This window comes from Ruegeria sp. AL1 (assembly GCF_056540905.1).
Window position 1 is genome coordinate 305,421 of the sequence record NZ_JBQFXP010000002.1, and the last position, 24,711, is coordinate 330,131.

Consider the following 24,711-nt stretch of genomic DNA (forward strand, 5'->3'; position numbering starts at 1 on the left):
GAAGGAGTACCCATGGCCAACCTGACCACAGATTTTCTGGGAATTTCCAGCCCCAACCCTTATTGGCTGGCGTCGGCGCCACCCACGGATAAGGAATACAACGTACGTCGCGCGTTCGAGGCGGGATGGGGCGGTGTGGTCTGGAAAACGCTGGGGTCCGAAGGGCCTCCGGTCGTGAATGTGAACGGGCCGCGTTATGGTGCGATTTATGGCGCAGATCGCCGACTGCTGGGTCTGAACAACATTGAACTGATCACCGACCGGCCGTTGGAGGTGAACCTTGAGGAAATGGCCCGCGTAAAGGCGGATTACCCGGATCGCGCGCTGATCGCCTCTATCATGGTGCCCTGTGAAGAGGAGGCCTGGAAAGCCATTCTGTCCCGGGTCAAGGAAACCGGCGCTGACGGGATTGAACTGAACTTCGGATGCCCGCATGGCATGAGCGAGCGGGGGATGGGCTCGGCCGTGGGTCAGGTGCCTGAATATATCGAAATGGTCACGCGCTGGTGCAAGACTCATTATGACCGTCCGGTCATCGTGAAACTGACACCCAACATCACCGATATCCGAAAGCCTGCCGAGGCGGCAAAGAACGGCGGTGCAGATGCCGTCTCGTTGATCAACACCATCAATTCGATCACCAGCGTCAATCTGGATACGTTCAGCCCCGAGCCGTCGATTGACGGCAAGGGCAGCCACGGTGGCTATTGCGGCCCGGCGGTGAAGCCGATTGCGCTGTCCATGGTGTCCGAGATTGCGCGGGCGCAGGCAACGCATGGATTGCCGATTTCGGGCATTGGCGGTGTGACCACGTGGCGCGATGCGGCGGAATTCATGGCCTTGGGCTGCGGTACGGTGCAGGTGTGTACGGCTGCGATGACCTATGGGTTCAAGATCATCGACGAGTTGACTGCCGGTTTGTCAGAATGGATGGATGAGAAGGGCTATGAAAACCTGTCAGACATTGTTGGTTTGGCGGTTCCCAACGTGACGGACTGGCAATATCTGAACCTGAACTATGTGGCCAAGGCCAAGATCGATCAGGATCAGTGCATCAAGTGCGGTCGTTGTTATGCCGCGTGCGAGGATACGAGCCATCAGGCCATCTCCATGTCTGCCGACCGCGTGTTCGAAGTGATGGACGATGAATGTGTTGCCTGTAATCTCTGCGTCGATGTGTGCCCGGTGGATGGGTGTATTTCGATGGAGCCAATGGCGGCAGGCGCGATAGACCCCCGCACCGGTTTGGAAGTGCAGCCGGACTATGCCAACTGGACAACGCATCCGAACAATCCGATGGCGAAAGCGGCGGAGTGAGAGATTTTTCTGCGAAAAATCTTGATGGAGAAAATTCGTCGAATTTTCTCAGAACAGGATGTCGATCGGGCCGCCGTGGCAAATAATGATGTATTGGTTTGCGGTGCGGATCAGATGAAAGCCGCGCCGTCTGACTTCGTACTTGAAACGGTCATGGCCTACTTCTCGCTCGACCCATGTGATTGAGCGGCGTACGACTGCTCCGCGCTTGGCGGATTGAGACGAGAAGAGCTGTGTGATCCACGGTTCAGGATTGGCGCGATGAGGTAGCATCTCTCAACCTTGGTCAATCACGGTTAACGTTTCCCTAAGGCGTTAGAAGTTTGCGGTAGAGCGTGTCGATGAATGGCCCGGCCCCTTCAAAAGGGTCTTCTTTGTCCAACACTGCTCGCACCTGAACGTCAAAATCCGCATAGTGTTGGGTCAGGGCCCAGATGGAAAATATCAAGTGATAGGGATGTACGCGGGTAATCTTTCCGTCATCCATCCAATTGGTCAATATTGTGGTTTTTTCGTCGACCAGCGCCTTGAGATCAACCGACAGAGAGTCGTAAATCCGCGGGGCACCCTGTACCAGTTCATTTGCAAACAGGCGGCTTTCGCGCGGGAGATCGCGGCTCATCTCAAGTTTGCGCCGGATGTAGGCCAGGATTTCTTCCAGCGGATCGCCCCGCGCATCCAAGGCGCGCAAGGGCGCTAGCCAGGTTTCCAGCAGGCCCGACAGCAAAGCCGTATGAATCGCGTCCTTGGAGGGAAAATAGTAAAGCAGATTCGGTTTGCTCAGGCCGGCCTCGGCTGCGATCTGATCGACCGTTGCGCCCCGAAATCCATGAGCCGAGAACACGTTCAAGGCCGCATCCAGGATTGCCGCGCGGTTCTTTTTTTGGATGCGGGTTGGGGCGCGATCTTTGGGCATGTTTACACGGCGTCTCATTTTTGACAGGCGGGCTGCGCTTATGCCGAAAAATCCGGCTTTGCTATGCAATTTCTTGACTGATCTCGAACCCGTGATAGCGTGAGTTTGACCAGATGGTCAAATCAAGACATCAAAAGCGAGCCAACTCGCGAGCACAGGGAAGAACAAGATGGCAGCTCCGGCGCAAAACCTCAGGATCAATGGCGACAGGTTGTGGGACAGCCTGATGGAGATGGCCAAGATTGGACCCGGCGTTGCGGGGGGGAATAATCGTCAGACTTTGACGGATGAGGATGCCGAAGGACGGGCATTGTTCCAGAAATGGTGTGAGGATGCGGGCTGCAGTATGGGGTTGGATCAGATGGGCAATATGTTTGCTCATCGCGCGGGAACGGACCCGGATGCCCTGCCGGTTTATGTAGGGTCGCATCTGGATACGCAGCCTACGGGTGGCAAGTATGACGGTGTGCTGGGGGTTCTTGGCGGGTTGGAGATTATTCGAACGCTGAATGATCTGGGCATCAAGACCAAGCATCCGATTGTGGCCACCAATTGGACCAACGAGGAGGGGACGCGGTATGCCCCGGCGATGTTGTCGTCAGGCGTGTTTGCCGGAATGCACACTCAGGACTGGGCTTACGCGCGCGAGGATGCCGAGGGCAAGACGTTCGGAGACGAGCTGAACCGTATTGGCTGGCGTGGTGATGAACAGGTCGGTGCGCGCAAGATGCATGCTTTCTTTGAATTACACATTGAACAAGGGCCAATTCTGGAGGCGGAGGGTAAGGATATTGGCGTTGTCACGCATGGTCAGGGGTTGAGTTGGACCCAGATCACCGTGACTGGAAAGGACGCGCATACCGGATCTACTCCGATGCCGATGCGTAAGAATGCCGGACTGGCGATGGCGCGTATTCTTGAGAAAGTGGATGAGATTGCGTGGTCGCATGCACCCCATGCGGTGGGGGCTGCCGGGCATATTGATGTCTATCCGAACTCGCGCAACGTGATCCCGGGGAAGGTGGTGTTTACAGTCGATTTCCGCTCGCCCGACTTGGAGGTGATCGCCGATATGGAGAACCGGTTGCGGGTCGCCGCGAAGGATATTGTCGATGAGATGGGTTTGCAGATCGAGTTCGAGAAGGTCGGCGGCTTTGACCCGGTGAAGTTTGATGAGGGCTGCGTGGCCGCAGTACGCGATGCGGCCGAACGGTTGGGGTATTCGCATAGGAATATCATCTCGGGTGCCGGGCATGATGCCTGCTGGATCAACCGGGTCGCGCCGACGGCGATGGTCATGTGCCCTTGCGTGGATGGGTTGAGCCACAATGAGGCTGAGGAGATCAGCAAGGCGTGGGCTGCTGCCGGGGCTGATGTTCTGTTTCACGCGGTTGTTGAGACGGCTGGGATCGTGGAATAGGGGGCTCTGCCCCCGTCGCCCGAGGGCGACTCCCCCGGGATATTTTTAGCCAGATGAAGCAAGCGGCGCAGACCGCATCAGGGAGTTTAAGATGAGCACTGTGATCAAGAACGGAACCGTTGTGACGGCTGATCTGACCTATAAGGCGGATGTGAAGGTTGAGGCTGGGGTGATTACCGAGATTGGCCCGGACCTGCGAGGTGACAAGGAACTGGATGCGACCGGCTGTTATGTGATGCCAGGTGGGGTTGATCCGCATACGCATCTGGAGATGCCGTTCATGGGGACCTACTCCAGCGACGATTTTGAAAGCGGGACGCGCGCGGCCTTGGCGGGTGGAACCACGATGGTCGTGGATTTCGCGCTGCCCAATCCGGGGGAAAGTCTGCTGGACGCGCTCAAGCGCTGGGATAACAAATCGACGCGGGCGAATTGTGACTATTCCTTCCACATGGCGGTGACCTGGTGGGGTGAGCAGGTATTTGATGACATCAAGACGGTGATCGAGACGCGCGGCATCAACACATTCAAGCACTTCATGGCGTATAAGGGCGCGCTGATGGTGAATGACGACGAACTGTTTGCGTCGTTCAAGCGGCTGGCTGAGCTGGGTGGCACTGCCATGGTGCATGCCGAGAATGGGGATGTGGTGGCTGAGTTGAGTGCAAAACTGCTGGCCGAAGGGAATACGGGCCCCGAGGCGCATGCCTATTCCCGCCCGCCGCAGGTTGAGGGTGAGGCGACCAACCGGGCGATCATGATTGCCGACATGGCTGGTGTGCCGCTTTATGTGGTTCACACGTCCTGTGAAGAGGCGCATGAGGCCATTCGCCGGGCCAAGATGCAGGGCAAGCGGGTGTGGGGGGAACCTCTGATCCAGCACCTGACATTGGATGAGAGCGAGTATTTCCACCACGATTGGGAGCACGCGGCGCGGCGGGTCATGAGCCCTCCGTTCCGGAACAAGCAGCATCAGGACAGTCTGTGGAACGGTTTGCAATCGGGGACGCTGAGCGTAGTGGCTACGGATCATTGCGCGTTTACGACCGAGCAGAAGCGCTATGGCGTGGGCGATTTCACCAAGATCCCCAACGGGACCGGAGGGCTGGAGGACCGGATGCCGATGCTCTGGACCCATGGGGTGAACACCGGACGTTTGACGCCGAACGAGTTCGTGGCCGTCACTTCAACAAATATCGCCAAGATATTGAATTGTTATCCGAAAAAGGGGGCGGTTCTGGTGGGCGCTGACGCAGATCTGGTGGTTTGGGATCCGGACAAGGCCAAGGTGATCCGCGCGGAGACTCAGCAGTCGTCGATCGATTACAACGTGTTCGAAGGCAAGGAGGTGCGCGGGTTGCCTCGGTTCACACTGACACGTGGCGCGATAGTGGTGCATGATGGTGAAATCCAAACACAGGAAGGACACGGTAAGTTCGTGGCTCGGGAGGCGAATACCCATGTGAACAGGGCGCTGAGTACATGGAAGGAACTGACGGCTCCGAGGCCAGTTGAGCGGACGGGGATTCCGGCGACGGGGGTGTAGGCATTGACTCGAGGCGCGGAATATCCATCTCCGATACAGTTTATCACGTTCGCCGTTCTTGCCACGGCGATCGCTCTGATTGCGTTTTGGGTGCTCGGTACATTGTTCGCTCTGACAGAAATTGGTATTGCGAATGTGTTTCCCTCTCTATTGTCGATGTTGCTGCTAACTTTGATGCTGGGGTGGCCAATCTGGGGTCCGATACTGCTTTGCGCGCTATTTCCGGGCTGTGTCGTTTTTGTGATTGTGCGCCGTGTCTCCAACAATCTTCCAATCGGCCGTCGCGGGCCCACAATAGTCGCGTCAGCTGCCGTAGCCGTGTTTTCTTGGGGGGCGGTAAGTGTGCTGTTTTGGGCTTTTGCTCTGGCAAGTCAGCCCTTTCAGAACGCCTTCTTACTTATATTCGGTGTCCCCGCTGCTATGATTGCGGCTGGGGTCGCCCTGCCTAATCCTGAGTGATCATGCCTTCAAATACACACGATACCTCCGCAGTAGTAGAAGCGGATAACCTTGACCTCACCTTCCAAACAAACGATGGCCCGGTTCACGCGCTCAAAGATGTGAACCTGACCATCAACAAGGGCGATTTCGTCAGTTTTATCGGCCCGTCGGGCTGCGGCAAAACCACGTTCCTGCGCTGTATCGCGGCGCTTGAGCATCCGACCGGGGGGGCTTTGTCCGTCAACGGCATGACCCCGGACGAGGCGCGGCGCAAGCGGGCCTATGGGTATGTGTTTCAGGCGGCGGGTCTGTATCCGTGGCGGACGATTTCCAAGAACATCAAATTGCCATTGGAGATTATGGGTTATTCGGCTTCTGAGCAGGAAGAGCGGGTAAAGAGTGTTCTAAAACTCGTTGATCTTGCTGGATTTGGTGGCAAATTTCCGTGGCAACTGTCCGGCGGGATGCAACAGCGAGCCAGCATCGCTCGTGCCTTGGCTTTCGATGCGGATATCCTTCTGATGGACGAGCCGTTTGGGGCATTGGATGAGATCGTTCGCGACCATCTGAATGAACAGCTTCTGGACCTGTGGGCGCGCACGGAAAAGACCATCGGGTTTGTGACACACTCGATCCCCGAAGCGGTGTATCTGAGCACCAAGATCGTTGTCATGAGCCCCAGGCCCGGGCGGATCACGGATGTGATCGACAGCCCTTTGCCGAAAGAGCGGCCTCTGGATATCAGGGACACGCCGGAATTCATCGAGGTGGCGCATCGCGTGCGCGAAGGGCTGCGGGCCGGGCATGGGGATGAGGTCTGATGGCGGGGGGCGGGATCAGACGCGCCGTTCCCGAGGATGTGGCGGCCTGCGCGCGGGTGGTGAGGACGTGGCTCGAAGAAACGGACTGGATGCCCGAAGAATTGCCGCAAGAGAAACTGGCCGATCTGATACGCGAAGCATTCCCGCAGCGCGAGATTTGGGTCTCGGGTGATCCGGTGGATTGTTATATGTCCGTCGATCCGGTCGAGTGCAAAGTGGGCGCGCTCTATTGCCTGCGCACAGGTGAGGGGATTGGAAAACGGCTGTTAGACCAGGCCAAGGACGGGCGCGATTATTTATGGCTGACAACCCATGTGCCGAACCGGGGCGCGCAGCGGTTTTACCGGCGCGAGGGGTTTGTCGAAACGGGGACTGAACCTCCGACCCCGCCCGACACGGTTCCGGTCATTCGGATGGAGTGGCGGGCATGAAGCAGTTTGTGGCAGTCATGGTGGTGATCGCAGCGATTGTGGTCGCGTGGTATATTGCCTGCATTCCGATGAACATCGACAGCGCGCTGAACGCGGCCGAGCGCGCGGGTGAAGAAGTGGATCCTCCAACCGCAAAAGAGCGGTTGCAGGAAAATGACATTGTGCTTGTCTGGGACAATGCTTTCGCGATCCCGGACACCTGGGAGCAAAACCGCCCGCGTTTGCCTGCGCCTCATGATGTGGTGCTGGAGTTATGGGACTCCACCGTCAACAAGAAGATCACGTCCAAGCGGTCACTGGTCTATCACGGGTGGATCACACTCAGCGCGACGTTGCTGGGCTTTGCGATTGGTACGGGACTGGGCATTCTGCTGGCTGTCGGGATCGTGCACAGCAAGGTGATGGACCTGTCGGTGATGCCGTGGGCCATTGTCAGCCAGACCATTCCGATCATTGCGCTGGCCCCGATGATCATCGTGGTGCTCTATTCGATCGGGGTACAGGGGCTGATCCCAAAGGCGACTATTTCGGCCTATCTCAGCTTTTTCCCGGTCGTCGTGGGCATGGTCAAAGGGTTGCGCAGCCCGGATGCGATGCAGTTGGACCTGCTGCGGACCTATAGCGCCAGCAAATCGCAGAGTTTTTGGAAACTGCGCCTGCCCGCGTCGATGCCTTACCTGTTTGCCTCGCTCAAGATCGGCATCGCAGCCTCGTTGGTCGGGGCCATCGTCGGCGAATTGCCCACCGGCGCGGTGGCCGGGCTGGGTGCGCGGCTTCTGGCGGGCAGCTACTACGGGCAGACGGTGCAAATCTGGTCGGCCTTGTTTGGGGCGGCTATATTGGCAGCTTGTTTGGTCGGGTTGCTGGGCTTGCTGGAGCGCACGGTTCTGAAACGAATGGGAATAGCGCCATGATCCTTGTCCTGGGTGCAATTCTTCTGTGGCTGTTTGGCTGGTGGCTGAACAGTCGTCTGGCGAGCGGTCCGCAGGCTGACAGTCAGATGGTTCGGTTCCTGGCACCGCTGATTTTCGGCCTGACGGTTATCGGCATCTGGGAGCTTGTGGTGCGCGGGCTTGAGGTACCTCTGATCATTCTGCCGGCACCATCGGTGATTGCCGTCCGCTTTGGCGACAGCCTGCCGATCCTTTGGGCAGATTTCGTGCAAACCATCATCAAAGGCGCGCTGAGCGGGTATCTGATCGGCTGCGGTGCGGCCTTCCTGATGGCGATTGCGGTTGACCGGTGGGAATTCCTGCGTCTGGGCCTTCTGCCCGTTGGGAATTTCGTAGCCGCGTTGCCGATTGTGGGAACGGCTCCGGTTCTGGTGATGTGGTTCGGTTTCGACTGGCACTCGAAAGCGGCGGTTGTCGTTGTGATGGTGTTCTTTCCGATGCTGGTGAACACCGTCGCCGGGCTGCGCGAAGCTTCTGCCATGCAGCGCGATCTGATGGAGACTTATGCGGCAACCTATTGGCAGAGCTTCGTGAAACTGCGCCTGCCTGCGGCGATGCCGTTCATTTTCAACGGGTTGAAAATTTCGACCACTCTGGCGTTAATCGGCGCTATCGTGGCCGAATTCTTCGGTTCGCCGACCTTGGGAATGGGTTTTCGGATATCAACCAGCGTCGGCCAGTTGGCGCTGGACATGGTCTGGTCCGAGATCGTGGTCGCCGCGCTGGCTGGTACAGCATTCTACGGACTTGTCGCCATGATCGAAAAGGGAGTGACTTTCTGGCACCCGTCACAACGAGGATAACAAAACTTCAACAGACCCCGAAAAAGGGGCAACAACAACTAGGAGAAGATGAAGATGAATAAGCTACTCAGCGGGGCGGTTGCCGCCTTGGGCCTGACAGCCACGGCGGCCTGGTCGGCGGATGAAGTGACATTGCAATTGAAATGGGTAACGCAGGCACAGTTCGCTGGCTATTATGTGGCCGCCGACAAAGGGTTCTACGAAGAAGAAGGGCTGGATGTCACCATTTTGCCTGGCGGGCCGGATATTGCACCGACACAGGTCATTGCGGGCGGCGGAGCGGATGTCACCGTCGAATGGATGCCTGCCGCGTTGGCTGCTCGTGAAAAAGGTTTGCCTTTGGTGAATATCGCGCAGCCATTCAAAAGCTCGGGCATGATGCTGACCTGTTGGAAAGACGCAGGGATTGCCTCGCCCGACGACCTCAAGAACCGAACGCTGGGGGTTTGGTTTTTTGGCAATGAGTTCCCGTTCATGAGCTGGATGAGCCAGTTGGGGATCAGCACCGACGGCAAAAGTGAAAGTGGTGTCGAAGTGTTGAAGCAGGGTTTTAACGTTGATCCACTGCTGCAGCGGCAGGCCGATTGTATCAGCACCATGACCTACAATGAATACTGGCAGGTCATTGATGCAGGCGTGAACCCGGACGAGCTGGTGACCTTCAAATACGAAGATCAGGGCGTTGCCACGCTGGAAGACGGTCTGTACGTGCTGGAAGAAAACCTGAACGACGCGGCTTTTGTCGACAAGATGGAACGTTTTGTCCGCGCCTCGATGAAGGGTTGGAAATACGCCGAAGAAAATCCTGATGAAGCGGCTGATATCGTGCTGGAAAACGACGCAACGGGCGCCCAGACCGAAGAGCATCAACAGCGCATGATGGGGGAAATTGCCAAGCTCACCGCAGGGTCGAACGGCTCGCTTGATCCCGCGGATTTTGACCGTACCGTCAGCACGCTGCTGGCTGGCGGGTCTGACCCGGTCATCACCAAAACGCCCGAGGGTGCTTGGACACACAAGATTACCGATGCGGCCTTGAACTGATCCAGACTTCAACGCTTCGGAACGCGGTCCCAGTGGGGCCGCGTTTCTTGTTCGGGGTGTCGGAATTGTGTCTGTACTTGCGGCTCAGATGGCTTAGTATTCTCTTGTAAATACATGCAATTTGTACGAACTTGCAAAAACATGGAAGAAAATGCAGGGTTTTGCATCAGAATTCAGTTCGGCCCTGGCTCTGATCCTTGACGGGGATGCAGAGCTTTGGGCGATTGTGTTTCTGTCCCTGAAAGTTTCTGTTTTTGCGGTGATGATTTCGGCGCTGATCGGAATGCCTGTAGGGGCAGCGCTCGCCGTGGCCCGGTTCCCGGGACGGCGGATGCTGATCATCCTGATGAACGCGCTGATGGGCTTTCCTCCGGTCGTGGTCGGTTTGCTTGTGTATCTGATGCTGTCGCGGTCTGGTCCTCTGGGTGTGTTGGAATTGCTTTACACGCCGACGGCGATGATCATCGCTCAGGTGGTGCTGGTCACGCCCATCGTCGCGGCGTTGACCCGACAGGTGATCGAGATGCTGGCCGAGGAATATTCCGAGCAGCTGCGGTCGCTGGGGGTGTCCCGTCTGGCGTCGGTGCCGGTTTTGTTGTGGGACGCCCGATTGGCGTTGGTTACGGCTTTGCTGGCCGGGTTCGGTCGCGCCATTGCCGAGGTCGGGGCGGTGATTATCGTCGGTGGCAACATCAATCATGTGACGCGGGTTATGACGACGACGATCGCGCTGGAAACCTCGAAGGGCAATTTGGCGCTGGCTCTGGCGCTAGGAGCGATCCTCATCGGAATCGCCGTGGCCGTGAACGCCATGGTCAGTGCTGTCAGCCTGCGGGCCGAACAAGAGGGGTTGCGCCATGCGTGATCTGGTTTGTGACATGGCCGGGTGTCTGAGGGTGAAAGGCCTGCACATCTCGCGCAAGGGCAAAGCCCTGCTGAATGTGCCGCACCTGGAGTTGGATGGCCCGGGGCCGACCTTGATCCTCGGGCCCAATGGTGCGGGAAAAAGTCTGCTGTTGCGGTGTTTGCACGGGTTGATTGCGCCCGATCATGGAAGCATCGAGCAGGATGGACATGCCCTGAACGAAAAGCACAAGGCCCGGCAGGCGATGGTGTTTCAGCAGCCTGTTTTGCTGCGTCGGTCGGTTTCGGCCAATCTGGACTTTGTCCTTAAACGTCAGGGGGTGACGCGAAGTGCCCGTAGAACCCGCATCGAGGCATTGCTGGCCGAAGGCGGGCTTGAGGGCAAAGCACGGCAGTCCGCGCGCTCGCTATCAGGAGGGGAAGCGCAGCGTCTTGCCATATTGCGTGCTTTGGCTTTGGATCCCGAGACCTTGTTTCTGGACGAGCCAACCAGCGCCTTGGATCCCAGCGCCACGCAGGTGATCGAGCGGATGATCCTTAGGGCCTCGAACCGGGGCGTGCGTATCGTGATGGTCACCCATGACATCGGGCAGGCGCGGCGGTTGGCTGCGGATATCATCATGATGCAGGGTGGCCATGTGGTCGAACATGGAGCCGCCAAACAGGTGCTGGATGCGCCTGAAAGTGATGCCTCGCGCCGCTATCTTGCTGGCGGGCTGGTGACCTAACCAAAACGACGGAGAATGGAATGATCCGGAACCTTGTTCGGGCGGCCTTGATAAGCTTGGGCTTTTCCGCAACGGCGTTACAGGCCGAAGCCCCTTTCATCATTGTGCAGTCCACGACCTCGACACAGAATTCAGGTTTGCTGGACTATATTTTGCCGGGCTTTGAAGCAGAAACCGGGATTGACGTTCGGGTTGTAGCTGTCGGCACCGGTCAGGCTATTCGCAATGCGATCAACGGGGATGGGGATGTCCTGCTGGTGCACGCCAAACCCGCTGAAGAGAAATTCGTTGCCGAGGGGTGGGGCGTAGAGCGGCTCGACGTGATGTATAACGATTTTGTTCTGGTGGGACCGAAGTCCGACCCCGCCGGAGTGAAGGGTGGCACGGATATCGTGGCGGCGCTCAGCGCCGTTTCTGCGGTCGAAGCGCCATTTGCATCTCGTGGCGATGACAGCGGTACGCACAAAGCCGAGATGGGGCATTGGGCCGCTGCCGACCTTGATCCGACCGGTGCGTCGGGCGGATGGTACCGCGAGACCGGCTCGGGGATGGGTGCGACGCTGAACGTGGCCAGTGGCATGAATGCCTATGTGCTGACCGATCGCGCAACCTGGCAATCCTTTGGCAACAGAGGAGATCTGGAGGTGATGGTTGAAGGGGATCCACGCCTGTTCAACCAGTATGGGGTCATATTGGTGAACCCGGAGAAACACCCGGCGGTGCGGGCCGCTGCGGGGCAGAGGTTCATAGACTGGCTGGTGGGGCCGGATGGGCAGGCGGCGATTGCGTCTTTCGCTCTGGACGGGCAGCAGGTGTTCTTTCCCAACGCGCGCTGAATTGGCCTGCGGCCAATGCCTTCGGCGAGAGTATTTTGGAAAAGATGAAGGGGCAGGACCGCGGGTCAGCCGCTGGCCCCGTTTCGGTGGATTGTTCCCAGTCCTGACAATTCATATCCACCCAATTCCTGTGCGCGGGTGGCGAAGCGCGGGGACTGGAGGAATGTGAGTAGTTTTTGCAGCGGTGTATCGAAATAGGCGCGTCGCCAGATGGCGAGGTCGAGCCGTTCGGTATGGGTTGGTGTGAAACCAAGGTCGTAAAGGTTGGCCAGTGCGCCCAGACCGAAGCCTACTTCAGCCTTGCGATCATGCAAAGCGATCGCCAATTCTTCTTCTGTTCGGGCGCAGGTGGGCAGTGTGGTCAGATCGTCTCGCGACAGACCATGGGACCGGAGCTGGGCATCAAACAGCCGCTGACTGGCGGCGTTGTCCTGACGCAGGGCAACGCGGCGACCTTTGAGATCGGCAAAAGAGGTCAAAAGTTCGACGCCGGGCGCATGCAGCAGGCCGCGTTGGCGTTGTGCGATTTCCACCAGGACGACCGGCGCTTCGCCCAAAGTGCTTTGCAAGGTTTCCGTATTGAACCCGCCATCTTCGTGGATGTGCAACGCGGCGGCTTGGGCGGTGCGTTGGCTTAACCGGGTCAACCCGTCAAAGGAGCCATCGTAATAAGTTGCCAGTTCCGAGCCGCTTTCACGTAGCGCCCAGTCGAGCAGCGGGTCATGGGATCCGGCGACAATCGGGGGCAGGGGGGGCTGGGCAACCTGGGGACCGGACCGTGATGCGTTGAGCCAGGCGATGATCTCGGTTCGGGGAAACAGCAGTTTGCCCATGGCCCGGACGCAGGGTATTTCACCGGATGAGGCCAGATCATAGGCTTTGCGCTCGCCGATACGCAAGAGATCGGCCAGCTCTCTGGTTGTCAGGTATTCTGGCATTCAGTCGAGGCGCACAGCTGCGCCGGACCCGGTATCGGCCGCGCTGAATCCGATCTGGTCCAGAACATTCGGCGCGGCCACGGTGATTACGACCATGACGACAACGGCGGCGGCAAAGGCTTTCATAGGGTCCTCCAGCTCAGTTTTCTGGTGCCGTGGCGCGGCGCAGAAAGGCGATCAGGTCGTCTCGGTCGTTGGCCTGCGTGATCCGTTGCATGGGCATCTTTGATCCCGGAATGTAGTGGTCGGGCCCTTCGTCGAAAAGGGCATTTATCGTTTCGTCATTCCAAATGATATCAGAGTCTTGCAGGGTTTCCGAGTAGAAATATCCCGGCAGTGTTCCGGCTTTGCGTCCGAAGATACCGTGCAACGTCGGTCCGGCGCGGCGTTGGCCATCCGGTGTCAGGCTGTGGCAGATGGAGCATTTGCGGGCGAATTGGCGTTCTCCGTTGCTCATCTGATCGGGATTTTTCAGAAAGCTTGGTTCGGATGCGGCCATCCGTTCCTGTTCGCGCAGGTTGGCAATGGGCCAGCTATACATCGCCTCGTCAATTCCGCCCGCATGAATGTTTTCACCGTCAGAGGAAAAGGCCAGTGCCCAAACCGGCCCGCGCAGGGTGGCGCGGAAATCCTGGGCGATGCGCCAGTCCGTGGTGTCGATGACCATGATATAGCCTTCGCCATCACCGACGGCCAACAGACGGCGGTCGGGGCTGAGGGCCAGGGCCAGTATGGGGCGGCGGTCGAGGGTGAAATCACGTTCTTCCCCGGTGTTCAGATCGCGAATCCGGGTGACGCCGTCTACGGCGCCGTAGGCGAGCCAGTTGTCTTGTGCGTTAAGGACCAGTTCATTGATGCCGAACCCATGTTCGACCAACCGCTGGGTTTCCTGCCCGGTGGTCACATCCCATCGTCGGAGGGCCCCATCCACCCCGGCCGAGTAGAGCTGTGACCCATCGGGTGAGAACACAACCGCGTTCACACCGCTGCCTGTACTCAATATCTGAGGTTGCGAGCCGTCCACAGGCCACAAGCCAATCGTGCCATCCCAGCTGGCAGTGGCCACATGGGTTTTTGAACCCGCGATACCAACGATCTTGCCTTTGTGCTGACCCACAACCTCGCCGCCTGGCCAGCGGCGCAGGGTGAAATCGTCGCCTGCGGAATAGATCGCCGTGCCGCTGAAGGCGACTGCGTTTACAGCAGCCTCGTGACCCTCCAGCCATTCCGGCATTTGATCCGACCAGATGCCAACCGAGTTGTCGAAGCTTGCCGTGGCAATCCTCCCGTCGGGGGCCGTGGCGATCCCCATGATCGGGCCGCCATGACCTTTGAGCGTATAGAACTCAGCGAGCGCGGGCAGCGGCACCAACGCCAGCGCCAGAACCAACCTGCGCATCTATTCAGCGGGCGAGGCCGCCGCCTTGCCGGCCTCTTTTTCCTGGACCTCTTCCAGCCACAGCGAGTGGTGTTCGCGCGCCCATTGCTCTTCCACCTCGCCGGTGCCCATGGCGTCAAACGCGCCCTCCATCCCGATCGAGCCGAGGTAAATATGAGCGATGATGATGGCAATGAAGACATAGGCAATCATCACGTGCCAAACCTGCGCGTATTGCATCTCTTCCTGCGGTGACATCTGTACCGGCAGGGTCAGACCCATCATCTGAGGCAGCCCGGTTGAATTGGCGATCTGGAAGCTTTTGGCAAATAGCGGCATCTCGAACGGGAACAGAAGCGACAGGCCCGATAGGCTGATCGACACGCCCAGAACGATGCAGGCCCAGAAGATCACCTTTTGACCGGCGTTGAACTTTTTGGCGGGCGGATGGCTGTTCTTGGTGAACAGGCCGCCACCTGCAGCCAGCCATTTCAGGTCGGTCCGGTTGGGAATGTTATGGGCAATCCAGTTCACCGTCACGATGATCAGGCCCAGCATAAAGGCCCAGGCCAAATTGTTGTGCAGCCATTTGCAGCCCTGCGCGATGGCGGCAAACCCTTCTTTTCCGAAGACCGGGATCAGGAAATCGCGACCATAGAGGGTCAGCAGGCCCGTCAGGCCAAGAACCAGAAACGATCCGGCGAAAAGCCAGTGACCGAAGCGTTCGAAGCTGTTGAAGCGGGTGACAGTGCGGCCTGTTTTCTCTCCGTCGATGCGGATTTTTCCACGGATCAGGAAGAACAGCAGGATCACTGCGGCCATGCCTGCAATGATGTAGGTGCCGTATTCGCGCAACGGTCCGGTGCGGAAGGCCCACCACCACATGCCGCCATCCTGGATCAGAACGCTGGCTGCGGGACCCTGAGACGACACGGTGACATCCGCCGACCCATAGCGCAGCGCGCGATAGACATCACTGTCTGACGCGATGCCATTTGTCCCAAACTGTCCCAGCAAACCTTCGACATTACCTTGGCCTGTATTTTCCGAGCGATAGGCATTGTCCACCTTCTCGCCGCGTTGCCGGGCCAGGATATCTTCAAGCGTCGTGGCCCCGCCCGTTGCCGAGCGATCCGGCGCAGGCTGTTCCGAGGCGTCCTGCGCCCATGCAGCTCCGGTCAGGAAAAGTGAGACGAGCAGAAAATGGATCAGGCGCATGGGTTCTTGTCCTATTCTTGGTCGTGTCAGCGATCAAAGCCGCCGATCTGCGTGTGAAAGACAGCACCGACGGGGGACAGTGCCGCCCTAAGGTCGTCTTTCGCGGGGCCGTAGACATCAAGCTGAACCGGCGTAAGCAAAGACATAAACCGATCTGCAAAATTTGCCCCGAAATTTTGCATATGAATCATTGCATCGTCAGAACTGGCATAGCGTTCGTAGATGTGAATGGCGTTTTCGCTTTGGTGCCATTCATAGCTTTTGGCACCGGTTTCCTGCAATGTGGCCGCAACCATTTCAGCCATCAGGGCCTCGAATTCAGACTGCTTTTCGGGGTTCAAATCCAGCTTCAACAGCCAGTAGATATCGTCGGTCATAGGCGCTCCACCACGGTCAGGAATTGAGGCGACCGACACGCGGCCACCGGCAAGAGTAAAACAGCCCCCGGCACAGGGCGGGGGCTGTCAAGCTTCGGTCAGACCTTAGCCGTCTTTCTGGTCGTAGGCGGTGCCCCAACCCCAGGCGCCCGAGCCAAACCCGCGCGCAACAACGCGCTCGCGGTAGATGGCCGAGACCACGTCGCCGTCACCGGCAAGCAGGGCTTTGGTGGAACACATCTCGGCGCAGATGGGCAGCTTGCCCTCGGCGATCCGGTTGCGACCATATTTGGCGAACTCCGCGGTCGAGTGCGTTTCCTCGGGGCCGCCAGCACAGAAGGTACATTTGTCCATCTTGCCGCGCGACCCAAAATTGCCTGCCTGCGGGTATTGCGGCGCGCCGAAGGGGCACGCGTAGAAGCAATAGCCGCAGCCAATGCACAGGTCCTTGGAGTGCAGGACGACCCCTTCTTCGTTCTGATAGAAGCAGTCGACCGGGCACACCGCCATGCAAGGCGCATCCGAACAATGCATGCAGGCCACCGAGATCGAGCGTTCGCCCGGATTGCCGTCATTGATCGTCACCACCCTGCGGCGGTTGATGCCCCACGGGACCTCGTGCTCGTTCTTACACGCGGTGACACAGGCGTTGCACTCGATGCAGCGTTCAGCGTCGCAGAGAAACTTTGCTCTAGCCATTATCGTCCTCCTTTACGCTGCCGAGATCTTGCAGAGAGTACATTTGGACTCCTGCATCTGGGTCACTGAATCGTAGCCATAGGTTTGGGCGGTGTTGGAACTTTCACCCAAGACATAGGGGTCGGCACCTGCGGGGTATTTCGACCGCAGATCGTCGCCCTGGAAATGGCCGCCAAAGTGGAACGGCATGAAGGCCACACCGGCACCGACCCTGTTGGTCAGCATCGCCATCACCTTGACCTTTCCGCCTTCGGGACCTTCAACCCAGACCTGTTGCCCGTCACGGATACCAAGGTTGTTGGCATCGCGCGGGTTGATCTCGACGAACATGTCCTGCTGAAGCTCGGCCAACCACGGGTTCGACCGGCTTTCTTCACCGCCGCCTTCATATTCGACCAGACGACCAGACGTTAGGATTATCGGATAATCCTTTGAAAAGTCGTTCTTCTGGATCGAAGCATAAAGGGTAGGCAGGCGATAGGCATGCCGGTCCTCGTAGGTCGGATAGTCCGCCACCAGATCGCGACGCGGCGTATATAGCGGCTCGCGATGCAGCGGGATCGGATCCGGGAAGGTCCAGACGACCGCGCGGGCCTTTGCGTTCCCGAAGGGCGCACAGCCATGCTTGATCGCAACCCGCTGGATACCGCCCGAAAGGTCGGTCTTCCAGTTGGTTTCAGGACCCGCAACGGCGTCGATCGCCGCGCGTTCCTCGGCGGTCAGGTCACCGTCCCAGCCAAGATCCATCAGCATCTGCATCGTGAATTCAGGGTATCCATCCTGAATTTCCGAACCAACGCTATAGACCCCTTCGGCCAGCAGGTTGTCGCCGTCGCGTTCCACGCCGAAACGGGCGCGGAAGGTCAGGCCACCTTCGGCCACCGGTTTGGACATGTCATAGAGGTTTGGTGTCCCCGTATGACCCATTTCCGGTGTGCCCCAGCAGGGCCAGGGCAGACCGTAATACTCGCCGTCGTTGGGTCCACCGATGGCTTGCAGCGTTGTTCTGTCGAACGTGTGCTGGTTTGCCATATGGCTTTTCAGACGTTCCGGCGACTGACCGGTATAGCCGATGGTCCAGAGGCCCGAGTTGAACTCACGCGTGATGCTTTCAACATTCGGGGTTTCCGGGTCGTCCATCTCGATATTGCGGAAGAACCGATCTGCCCAGCCAAACTTGTTGGCGAACTTGGCCATGATGACCTCGTCCGGCAGGCTTTCGAACAGCGGATCAACCACCTTGTCGCGCCACTGTAGCGACCGGTTCGAGGCCGTGACCGAGCCACGGGTTTCGAACTGCGTACAGGCTGGCAGCAGGTAGACACCATCGGTGCGGTCATGCAGAACGGCGGAAACGGTGGGATACGGGTCGATCACGACCAGCATGTCCAGCTTTTCCATCGCCGTCTTCATTTCCGTCATCCGGGTCTGCGAGTTGGGCGCGTGACCCCACAGAACCATGGCACGGACATTGTTGTCCTGATCCATGTTGGCCGGGTCTTCCAGAACACCGTCGATCCAGCGGGAGACCGGGATGCCGCGTTCGTTCTGAAGCGGTTTGTCCTTGCCTTCCTTGTCCTTGATCGTGGCGAACTGACCTGCCAGCCATTCGGGCTCTTCACCCCAGACACGGGCCCAGTGACCCCACGCACCCTTCGACAGGCCATAATAGCCGGGCAGGGTGTGGGACAGAACACCAAGGTCCGTCGCGCCCTGCACGTTGTCATGGCCGCGGAAGATGTTGGTACCACCACCTGAGGTGCCCATGTTGCCCAGCGCAAGCTGCAGCACGCAATAGGCGCGGGTGTTGTTGTTGCCGTTGGTGTGTTGCGTCCCACCCATGCACCACACAACGGTACCGGGACGGTTGTTCACCATGGTCCGGGCGACGCGGCGCAGCTGCGAGCCGGGCGTGCCGGTGACGCGCTCAACCTCTTCGGGGTTCCACTTGCGCACTTCTTCCTGAATCTGGTCCATACCCCAGACACGGGTGCGGATGAACTCTTTGTCTTCCCAGCCGTTGTCGAAGATGTGCCACAGGATACCCCAGATCAGCGCGACGTCGGTGCCGGGGCGGAAGCGGACATATTCATCCGCATGGGCCGCGGTGCGCGTAAAGCGCGGGTCGCAGACGATCAGAGGGGCGTTGTTCTGCTCTTTCGCGCGCAGGATATGCAGCAGCGAGACGGGGTGCGCCTCGGCCGGGTTACCACCGATGATAAAGATGGCCCGGCTGTTGTGCATGTCGTTGTACGAGTTGGTCATGGCGCCGTAGCCCCATGTGTTCGCAACGCCCGCAACAGTGGTCGAGTGGCAGATACGGGCCTGATGGTCCACGTTGTTCGTGCCCCAGTAGGCGGCGAACTTGCGGAACAGATAGGCCTGTTCGTTATTGTGTTTCGCGGACCCCAGCCAGTACACGCTGTCCGGTCCGGATTCCTCGCGGATGTTCATCATGCCGTCGCCGATCTCGTCGATCGCCTGTTCCCAGCTGATGCGCTTCCACTCTCCGCCTTCCTTTTTCATCGGGTATTTCAGGCGGCGTTCGCCATGGGCGTGCTCGCGAACCGAGGCCCCCTTGGCGCAGTGCGCACCCAGATTGAACGGGCTGTCCCAGCCGGGTTCCTGCCCGACCCAGACGCCGTTCTGCACTTCGGCAACGACGGTACAGCCGACCGAGCAGTGGGTGCATACGGATTTGATATTTTCGACGGCCTGATTGGCCGCTGTCTGGGCGCTGGCTGGCGTCACGGTTCCACCCGTGGCGCTGATCGCGGCAAGGCCGCCGATCGTCAGGCCCGAGCCACGCAGGAATGCGCGGCGATCGACGGTTTTCTCGCCGACCTGGGACAGGATACTTGTCCGCTGGGGGCGTCTCGCAACCCCGTTGGTCTTTTTCCTAAGCATTACTTTCCTCCCTTGCGCGCCGTGTCAGCCACGGCTGGCTTGGTACTTCACGAAACCGACGTCAGGGCCAATCGCAACCGTCTGTCGGGTGTGACCTCGTCCGGTATCAGAACCGGGCGCTGTCCAGATATGCGCGCGTGTGCGCGGTGTCCTGCATCCGGGTTTCGTCCGTGGGCAACTCGGCTGCTTCGGCCTGTCCGGTCAGGGTGGCGGCGGCAACGGCAGCGGGCGCTGCGGTTCCGGCCAGTTTGAGGAAGTCGCGGCGGCTTGCGCCTTCTTCCTTGGTCTTGCTCATGGGGGTCTCCTTTCCCATTTGCAGTTTAGCGCCCGGATCCGGGCGCTGGCGAATGACAGCCTGTCACGCTGTCGTCATCCGGAAGGCCTCGCGCTCGATCTCCATGAATACCCGACCGGCCGTGCCGACCGAGGCATAAAGAACCGAGTTCTCGGCTGCTTCCAAATCCGAATAGAAATGCGTGGCCCAGGGGCCGACATGCTTGCTCCAGAACGCTTTCTGGTCGTCCAGCGAGGCCGCAGAGCCAAATCGGCCAACGATCATGCCCGCCATCATCTCCATCAACGAGGCGATATTGTCTTCGGGCTCGAATACATTCTGCGCGCGGGTGATCCCGCGTGACGCCATGTCATTGCGCAACTGGGCCAAAGGTTTTTCGTTCAGGAACCCGGTCAGGTAGAAACTGGCATAGGGCAGCAACTCGCCCCGGCCCAAGCCGATGAACAGCGCATTGAACTCGCGCTCGGCGGCGGCGGGCTTGGTGACCTTGGCCACCCGCGCCATGGCCTGAATGGCCTGACCCAGATCGGTCTCATCACCGCCAAGACCCGCGACCTGATCCAGCAACAGCTGATCGGGTGGGGCTGCCAGCAGAAGCCCGAGAAAGTTGTAGAAATCCGCGCGCAGGCGATCCTCGGCCGAGACATCAATCTGTTGCGCTTCGCTTGCGGTCATCAGGTTATCCTTCAAATTCAAATTTCATGCGGCGTGGGGCAGGGGCGAGCTCTGCATGCTCTTCCGCCTCGTCGATTTCGGGCGTCGACACAGGTTCTGCAGCCAATTGTTCAACATGTTCGGCTGTATCCGGCTGAGCCTCGGGCTCGTCTTCGGTTTCCTGAGGTTCCGTTTCAACCTCGTCTTGCTCGGCTTCTGCCGCCAAGGCTTCGACATGGGCCAGCATGCCTTTACCAACCTGATAGGCGGTCTGGAGGTTTTCGATCACACAGGCGGCGTCGGTGTAGTCCTCGCCATAGTCGACCAACCCGTCAACATTCGCGAGAACCGGGTTCAATCGCCACAACCTGCGCAACGCACGGCGACGCAACCGGTCAGGCACGGCCTTGGCCATAAAGCCCGAGACGTCATCTCCGGCCTGCAATGTATCTGGGTCCGGCAGATTGAACTCGGCCAATATCTCGGCGTCGGTCTTTTCATCCAGTTCGGCCTGCTGAGCCGCGATAATCTGTTCCTCGGCGGCCAGAGCTTCGGCCTCGGCTTCGGCCTGAACAGCGGCCTTGCGGCGTGACCAGAAATCGCGGGTCTGGGTCATTGGATGATCCTGCGCGGTGCGCGGTAGACGTCCGAGGCCTGTCGGATGCGTGCATCGCCCTTGCCATCTTCGACCAGATCGGTGCGTTTCTTGTCGCGCATTCGTTTGACGAAGATCTCATCGCGGTGATGCTCCAGCGCGAAATCCCGCACCCAGGCAATCAGCCCGTCGGTCATCGGAATTTTCTCGACAATCTCTTCACCGGTATCCGCGTAATCCTGACCTTCATAGGGGGAAGCCGTTACCAGCACTGCATCCATCGGACGCTGCCCGTCCAAAGCGTCACGCAGGACAAGATAGATCGAGGGTTGCCCATCCGACAGATTGACCATGTACGCTTCGGTTTCGTCCGCCCACAGGGTCAGGGGCAGGGTCGCGGCATGGTACTCAACGGCCTCACCTTCGCGGCGCATCTCATGCCAGTCCGCCGGGCCCGCACCGGGCAGGACGGCGACGGCACGCCAATTCCATTTCGCCCAGCGGGTCACACCGGGTGTTTTGCGCACGACGACGCCGATTGGCATTTCAATCTGGTTTGCGGCCTTCGCCACGCAGTCCTCCCCGGAAGGCTCTCCCCTGCCTTCACCACGTCCACTATGGTACACAATTTGATCTTCTGCCAAGCCCCGGCATTACGACCTTAGTCGTAGATGGTCGTAGGGTAACCCTGAGCAGTGATGCGGATTGCTGCGAATACAGGGCTTTGGGGTGCCTCAGGCCACGGAATTTTAGCGAAAACCGCGGTCTTTACATTGTCACTTCGGGGCGACAGCCTACTGTGCTGTGGGATGGAGCGGCGACCTGGGAGGGGATATGAGCACCAAAATACTATTATGTGACTGCGCAGGGACCCAGTCTATGGATGCCGAATTGATTGCATCGACCTGTGATGTTGCATGTTCGAAGGTGCACACCGCCCTGTGTACGCGCGAGTTAGAGCTTGCCGCAGGGCGGCTGCAAGAAGGTGATACTGTTATTGCCTGCGGGCAGGAACAGGACGTGTTCCGCACGCTTGCCGAAGAATTGCAGATTGACGCCCCGGGGTTCGTGGACCTTCGCGATCGCGCGGGTTGGTCGGACGAGGGCGGTGAGGCGGCCGCCAAGATGGCGGCGCTTGCAGCTGAGGCGCTGGTGCCGCAACCGATTACGCCCAGCGTGGATGTAATCAGTGAAGGCACCTGTTTCATCATTGGCCCGGGCGCGGTCACGTTTGACCTGGCCGAGCGGCTGTCGGCCACGCTGGCCGTGACTGTTCTTTGCACTGACGATACCGAGCCGATGTCGCGTGCTTATGATGTGGTACGCGGAAGGGTCCGTGCGCTCAACGGGGCGTTGGGCGGGTTCACGATGCGCCTGGACGGATTGCAGCAGCTTGAGCCCGGCGGGCGTGGAGCGTTCGTGTGGTCTGCGCCGCGCGACGGTGGGCACTCCGCCTGCGATATCGTGCTGGATCTGACGGGCGATACACCTCTGGTGCAAGCTCCGGCCAAGCGCGAAGGGTACCTGCGCGCCGATCCGAGGGATACGGTGGCCGTAGAACGTCTGGCCTTTGAGGCCGCGCAATTGGTCGGAACCTTTGAAAAGCCGCTTTATGTGCGGATGGAGGAAACGCTTTGCGCCCATTCCCGCGCCGAACAGGTCGGGTGTACGAACTGTCTTGATATCTGCCCGACCGGCGCCATCACCCCGGCGGGTGAACATGTCGCGATTGATCCCATGGTTTGTGCGGGATGCGGGGAATGCGCGGCGGTCTGTCCCTCGACAGCGATCACGTATGAAGACCCGCCCGTCTCCGCGCTATTGTCCCGGATGCATATTCTGGCCCGCACCTATCGGCGGGCCGGGGGTGAAAGCCCCCGCTTGCTGGTGCACACCGCCCATGGGGCCGAGATGATCCGACTATCGGCACGGTTCGGGCGTGGCTTGCCCGCGGATGTCATTCCGCTGGAGCTCGACGTGATTTCGGGCTTTGGCCATGCCGAGATGCTGGCCGCACTGGCGCATGGCTTCGCGCGCGTCGATATCCTGCTGTCCCCGACAACCGAGCGCGACGCGCTGGACAAGGAACTGGAACTGGCGGCAGCCATCGCGGGGTCCGGAAAACTGGGTTTGATTGACGAGGCCGACCCGGACGCGATGTCGGACCTGCTGTATGCGCAGGACGTGCCGAAACCTCTGACCGATCCGGTGCTGCCTTTGGGGAACCGCCGACAAATTGCCCGGCTGGCGGCGCAGGCGCTGAACCCGCAGGCCGAGGTGCCTTTGCCATTGCCCGAGAACGCGCCCTATGGGGCCGTTGCGGTGAATACCGACAGCTGTACGCTGTGCCTCAGCTGCGTATCGCTGTGCCCGTCCGGCGCATTGATCGACAACCCGGACAAGCCGCAGCTGAATTTTCAGCAGGATGCGTGCCTGCAATGCGGCATGTGCAGGACCATCTGCCCCGAGGATGCGATCACTCTGGTCCCGCAACTGGACCTGAGCGACGCGGCCCTGTCACAGCAGGTGTTGAACGAGGAAGAACCTTTTGCCTGTGTCGAATGCGGTGCACTGTTTGGCGTGAAGTCCACGGTGGAACGCATCATGGAGAAGCTGTCGGGCACGCACCCTATGTTTGCCACCTCGGACAAGGCGCGGATGATCCAGATGTGCGACAATTGCCGGGTAAATGCGCAATTCCAGCAGCAGGACAATCCGTTCCAGTCCGCACCTCGTCCCAAAGTGGTCACGACCGAGGATTACTTCTCGAAACGGAAGGATCACTGAAGTTGCAGTGGCGCGCCCAGATCGGCGGCCCGGATCACCGAGACGAAGGCCAGAATCGCCTCAAGCTCGTCCAGCGTCATCTCGACAGGATGGATGGGCGAGGGGCGCGTGGGATCAAAAGGCGGCGTCAGCCCGTCGATCTGCGTGAAGGCCGGATGCGGGTTCAGGGCAAAGAACGCCTCGAACCGTTCCGACCAGTCGGGCATTGCGCGCAGCACCGCGAAAGACGGAGTCGAACCCAGACCGTTCATCCGGTTCTGCGGTCCGATCACGTGACATCGCCCGCAATGGGTCATCGACAACTCCTCGCCCCACACAGCGTCGCCATCGACCACGATCTCGTCCTGCACGGCCGCGACCTCGAATTCCGCCGAAAAAGGCGCGCCGTTTTCTGGTGCGAACCCTTCCACCGTGCGCTTGCCGATATCGGACAGCAGCCAGTCGCGGAACCGTTCGTGTTTGGCATCTTCACCGATCCGCAGGTGATAGATCACACCATCACGGGCAAAAACCGGATCGCCGGGCGGAGAAGGTTCCAGAGTCAAAACGCCCGTATCATCGGCAATAACCCGTATCCCGGTCTTGAGAGAGAAGCGCGGAAGGATATGTTGCAACAGACCAGAGTCTGCAACCTCGGGCGGGGCTGCCAGTCCCAAAGCCTCTTGCGACCAAGAGGGGGTGGCGGCGAGCGTCAGGCTCAGGCACAAAAGGACAACGCGCATGGGTGCAGCCTAGCGGCAGGA

The 24,711-nt window shown here is 59.3% G+C and carries 26 protein-coding genes; 13 read left to right on the forward strand and 13 right to left on the reverse strand.

The features are described from left to right. Positions 1 to 12 precede the first annotated feature (12 nt). Positions 13 to 1,317: an NAD-dependent dihydropyrimidine dehydrogenase subunit PreA gene (gene preA, locus ACRZ9X_RS04630; RefSeq protein WP_480516269.1), complete on the forward strand. Its 1,305-nt coding sequence runs from the start codon at positions 13 to 15 to the stop codon at positions 1,315 to 1,317. A 24-nt stretch (positions 1,318 to 1,341) separates the two neighbouring features. Beyond that, positions 1,342 to 1,503 (forward strand): hypothetical protein, encoded by a 162-nt coding sequence (locus ACRZ9X_RS04635; RefSeq protein ID WP_480516271.1) that lies wholly within the window; start codon positions 1,342 to 1,344, stop codon positions 1,501 to 1,503. 121 nt (positions 1,504 to 1,624) lie between these two features. On the opposite strand, the gene ACRZ9X_RS04640 is transcribed toward ACRZ9X_RS04635, so the two are convergent. Continuing rightward, positions 1,625 to 2,233, reverse strand: a complete 609-nt coding sequence (locus tag ACRZ9X_RS04640) for a TetR family transcriptional regulator C-terminal domain-containing protein (protein ID WP_480516273.1) — start codon at positions 2,231 to 2,233, stop codon at positions 1,625 to 1,627. A 169-nt stretch (positions 2,234 to 2,402) separates the two neighbouring features. On the opposite strand from ACRZ9X_RS04640, the gene ACRZ9X_RS04645 reads away from it, so the two are divergent. The 10 genes from ACRZ9X_RS04645 (at position 2,403) to ACRZ9X_RS04690 (ending at position 12,120) form a co-directional block, all read left to right on the forward strand. Beyond that, a complete protein-coding gene (locus ACRZ9X_RS04645; RefSeq protein WP_480516275.1) occupies positions 2,403 to 3,653 on the forward strand; it encodes a Zn-dependent hydrolase in 1,251 nt (416 codons plus the stop codon). Positions 3,654 to 3,744: 91 nt separating this feature from the next. Then, on the forward strand, positions 3,745 to 5,199 hold the full coding sequence (gene hydA, locus ACRZ9X_RS04650; RefSeq protein WP_480516277.1) for a dihydropyrimidinase: 1,455 nt from the start codon (positions 3,745 to 3,747) through the stop codon (positions 5,197 to 5,199). A gap of 461 nt (positions 5,200 to 5,660) precedes the next feature. After that, positions 5,661 to 6,461: an ABC transporter ATP-binding protein gene (locus ACRZ9X_RS04655; protein ID WP_480516279.1), complete on the forward strand. Its 801-nt coding sequence runs from the start codon at positions 5,661 to 5,663 to the stop codon at positions 6,459 to 6,461. Further along, positions 6,461 to 6,892 carry an N-acetyltransferase family protein gene (locus ACRZ9X_RS04660; protein ID WP_480516281.1) on the forward strand — a complete coding sequence of 144 codons (432 nt, stop codon included), beginning with the start codon at positions 6,461 to 6,463 and terminating at the stop codon, positions 6,890 to 6,892. The genes ACRZ9X_RS04655 and ACRZ9X_RS04660 overlap by 1 nt, the downstream gene beginning before the upstream one ends. Beyond that, entirely contained in the window at positions 6,889 to 7,806 is a 918-nt protein-coding gene (locus tag ACRZ9X_RS04665; RefSeq protein WP_480516283.1) for an ABC transporter permease, read from the forward strand. Before ACRZ9X_RS04660 ends, ACRZ9X_RS04665 begins: the two co-directional genes overlap by 4 nt. Then, positions 7,803 to 8,648 carry an ABC transporter permease gene (locus ACRZ9X_RS04670; protein WP_480516285.1) on the forward strand — a complete coding sequence of 282 codons (846 nt, stop codon included), beginning with the start codon at positions 7,803 to 7,805 and terminating at the stop codon, positions 8,646 to 8,648. Before ACRZ9X_RS04665 ends, ACRZ9X_RS04670 begins: the two co-directional genes overlap by 4 nt. Positions 8,649 to 8,702: 54 nt before the next feature. Then, positions 8,703 to 9,692, forward strand: a complete 990-nt coding sequence (locus ACRZ9X_RS04675; RefSeq protein WP_480516287.1) for an ABC transporter substrate-binding protein — start codon at positions 8,703 to 8,705, stop codon at positions 9,690 to 9,692. Positions 9,693 to 9,843: 151 nt separating this feature from the next. Continuing rightward, positions 9,844 to 10,557, forward strand: coding sequence for an ABC transporter permease (locus ACRZ9X_RS04680; RefSeq protein ID WP_480516289.1), 714 nt, complete (start codon positions 9,844 to 9,846; stop codon positions 10,555 to 10,557). Next, positions 10,550 to 11,284, forward strand: coding sequence for an ATP-binding cassette domain-containing protein (locus tag ACRZ9X_RS04685; RefSeq protein ID WP_480516291.1), 735 nt, complete (start codon positions 10,550 to 10,552; stop codon positions 11,282 to 11,284). The genes ACRZ9X_RS04680 and ACRZ9X_RS04685 overlap by 8 nt, the downstream gene beginning before the upstream one ends. A 20-nt stretch (positions 11,285 to 11,304) precedes the next feature. Further along, positions 11,305 to 12,120 carry an ABC transporter substrate-binding protein gene (locus tag ACRZ9X_RS04690; RefSeq protein WP_480516293.1) on the forward strand — a complete coding sequence of 272 codons (816 nt, stop codon included), beginning with the start codon at positions 11,305 to 11,307 and terminating at the stop codon, positions 12,118 to 12,120. Between the two features lie 65 nt (positions 12,121 to 12,185). On the opposite strand, the gene ACRZ9X_RS04695 is transcribed toward ACRZ9X_RS04690, so the two are convergent. The 11 genes from ACRZ9X_RS04695 to ACRZ9X_RS04745 form a co-directional block, all read right to left on the reverse strand. Then, a complete protein-coding gene (locus ACRZ9X_RS04695) occupies positions 12,186 to 13,058 on the reverse strand; it encodes a substrate-binding domain-containing protein (RefSeq protein ID WP_480516295.1) in 873 nt (290 codons plus the stop codon). Next, complete coding sequence (locus ACRZ9X_RS04700) at positions 13,059 to 13,184, reverse strand: hypothetical protein (protein ID WP_480516297.1); 126 nt, start codon at positions 13,182 to 13,184, stop codon at positions 13,059 to 13,061. It lies immediately after the preceding gene. A gap of 13 nt (positions 13,185 to 13,197) precedes the next feature. Next, positions 13,198 to 14,457 (reverse strand): c-type cytochrome, encoded by a 1,260-nt coding sequence (locus ACRZ9X_RS04705; RefSeq protein ID WP_480516299.1) that lies wholly within the window; start codon positions 14,455 to 14,457, stop codon positions 13,198 to 13,200. Further along, complete coding sequence (locus ACRZ9X_RS04710; RefSeq protein ID WP_480516301.1) at positions 14,458 to 15,654, reverse strand: formate dehydrogenase subunit gamma; 1,197 nt, start codon at positions 15,652 to 15,654, stop codon at positions 14,458 to 14,460. 26 nt (positions 15,655 to 15,680) lie between these two features. Next, the gene (locus ACRZ9X_RS04715; RefSeq protein WP_480516303.1) at positions 15,681 to 16,031 is read right to left on the reverse strand and encodes a putative quinol monooxygenase; all 351 of its coding nucleotides are present in this window, start codon (positions 16,029 to 16,031) and stop codon (positions 15,681 to 15,683) included. Positions 16,032 to 16,136: 105 nt separating this feature from the next. Further along, positions 16,137 to 16,730: a formate dehydrogenase FDH3 subunit beta gene (gene fdh3B, locus ACRZ9X_RS04720; protein ID WP_037307340.1), complete on the reverse strand. Its 594-nt coding sequence runs from the start codon at positions 16,728 to 16,730 to the stop codon at positions 16,137 to 16,139. 12 nt (positions 16,731 to 16,742) lie between these two features. Further along, positions 16,743 to 19,637: a formate dehydrogenase subunit alpha gene (locus tag ACRZ9X_RS04725; protein ID WP_480516305.1), complete on the reverse strand. Its 2,895-nt coding sequence runs from the start codon at positions 19,635 to 19,637 to the stop codon at positions 16,743 to 16,745. A 106-nt stretch (positions 19,638 to 19,743) separates the two neighbouring features. After that, positions 19,744 to 19,932, reverse strand: a complete 189-nt coding sequence (locus ACRZ9X_RS04730; protein WP_480516307.1) for a twin-arginine translocation signal domain-containing protein — start codon at positions 19,930 to 19,932, stop codon at positions 19,744 to 19,746. Between the two features lie 63 nt (positions 19,933 to 19,995). Beyond that, complete coding sequence (locus ACRZ9X_RS04735; RefSeq protein WP_480516309.1) at positions 19,996 to 20,607, reverse strand: TorD/DmsD family molecular chaperone; 612 nt, start codon at positions 20,605 to 20,607, stop codon at positions 19,996 to 19,998. A 4-nt stretch (positions 20,608 to 20,611) separates the two neighbouring features. Then, on the reverse strand, positions 20,612 to 21,202 hold the full coding sequence (locus tag ACRZ9X_RS04740) for a DUF3306 domain-containing protein (RefSeq protein ID WP_480516311.1): 591 nt from the start codon (positions 21,200 to 21,202) through the stop codon (positions 20,612 to 20,614). Beyond that, positions 21,199 to 21,753: a DUF3305 domain-containing protein gene (locus ACRZ9X_RS04745; protein ID WP_480516313.1), complete on the reverse strand. Its 555-nt coding sequence runs from the start codon at positions 21,751 to 21,753 to the stop codon at positions 21,199 to 21,201. The genes ACRZ9X_RS04740 and ACRZ9X_RS04745 overlap by 4 nt, the downstream gene beginning before the upstream one ends. Before the next feature lie 262 nt (positions 21,754 to 22,015). Between ACRZ9X_RS04745 and ACRZ9X_RS04750 the strand changes: the two genes are divergently transcribed. Continuing rightward, on the forward strand, positions 22,016 to 23,968 hold the full coding sequence (locus ACRZ9X_RS04750) for a 4Fe-4S binding protein (protein ID WP_480516315.1): 1,953 nt from the start codon (positions 22,016 to 22,018) through the stop codon (positions 23,966 to 23,968). Here the strand turns inward: ACRZ9X_RS04750 and ACRZ9X_RS04755 are convergent. Further along, positions 23,962 to 24,690 (reverse strand): c-type cytochrome, encoded by a 729-nt coding sequence (locus ACRZ9X_RS04755; protein WP_480516317.1) that lies wholly within the window; start codon positions 24,688 to 24,690, stop codon positions 23,962 to 23,964. The genes ACRZ9X_RS04750 and ACRZ9X_RS04755 overlap by 7 nt on opposite strands. Positions 24,691 to 24,711 lie beyond the last annotated feature (21 nt).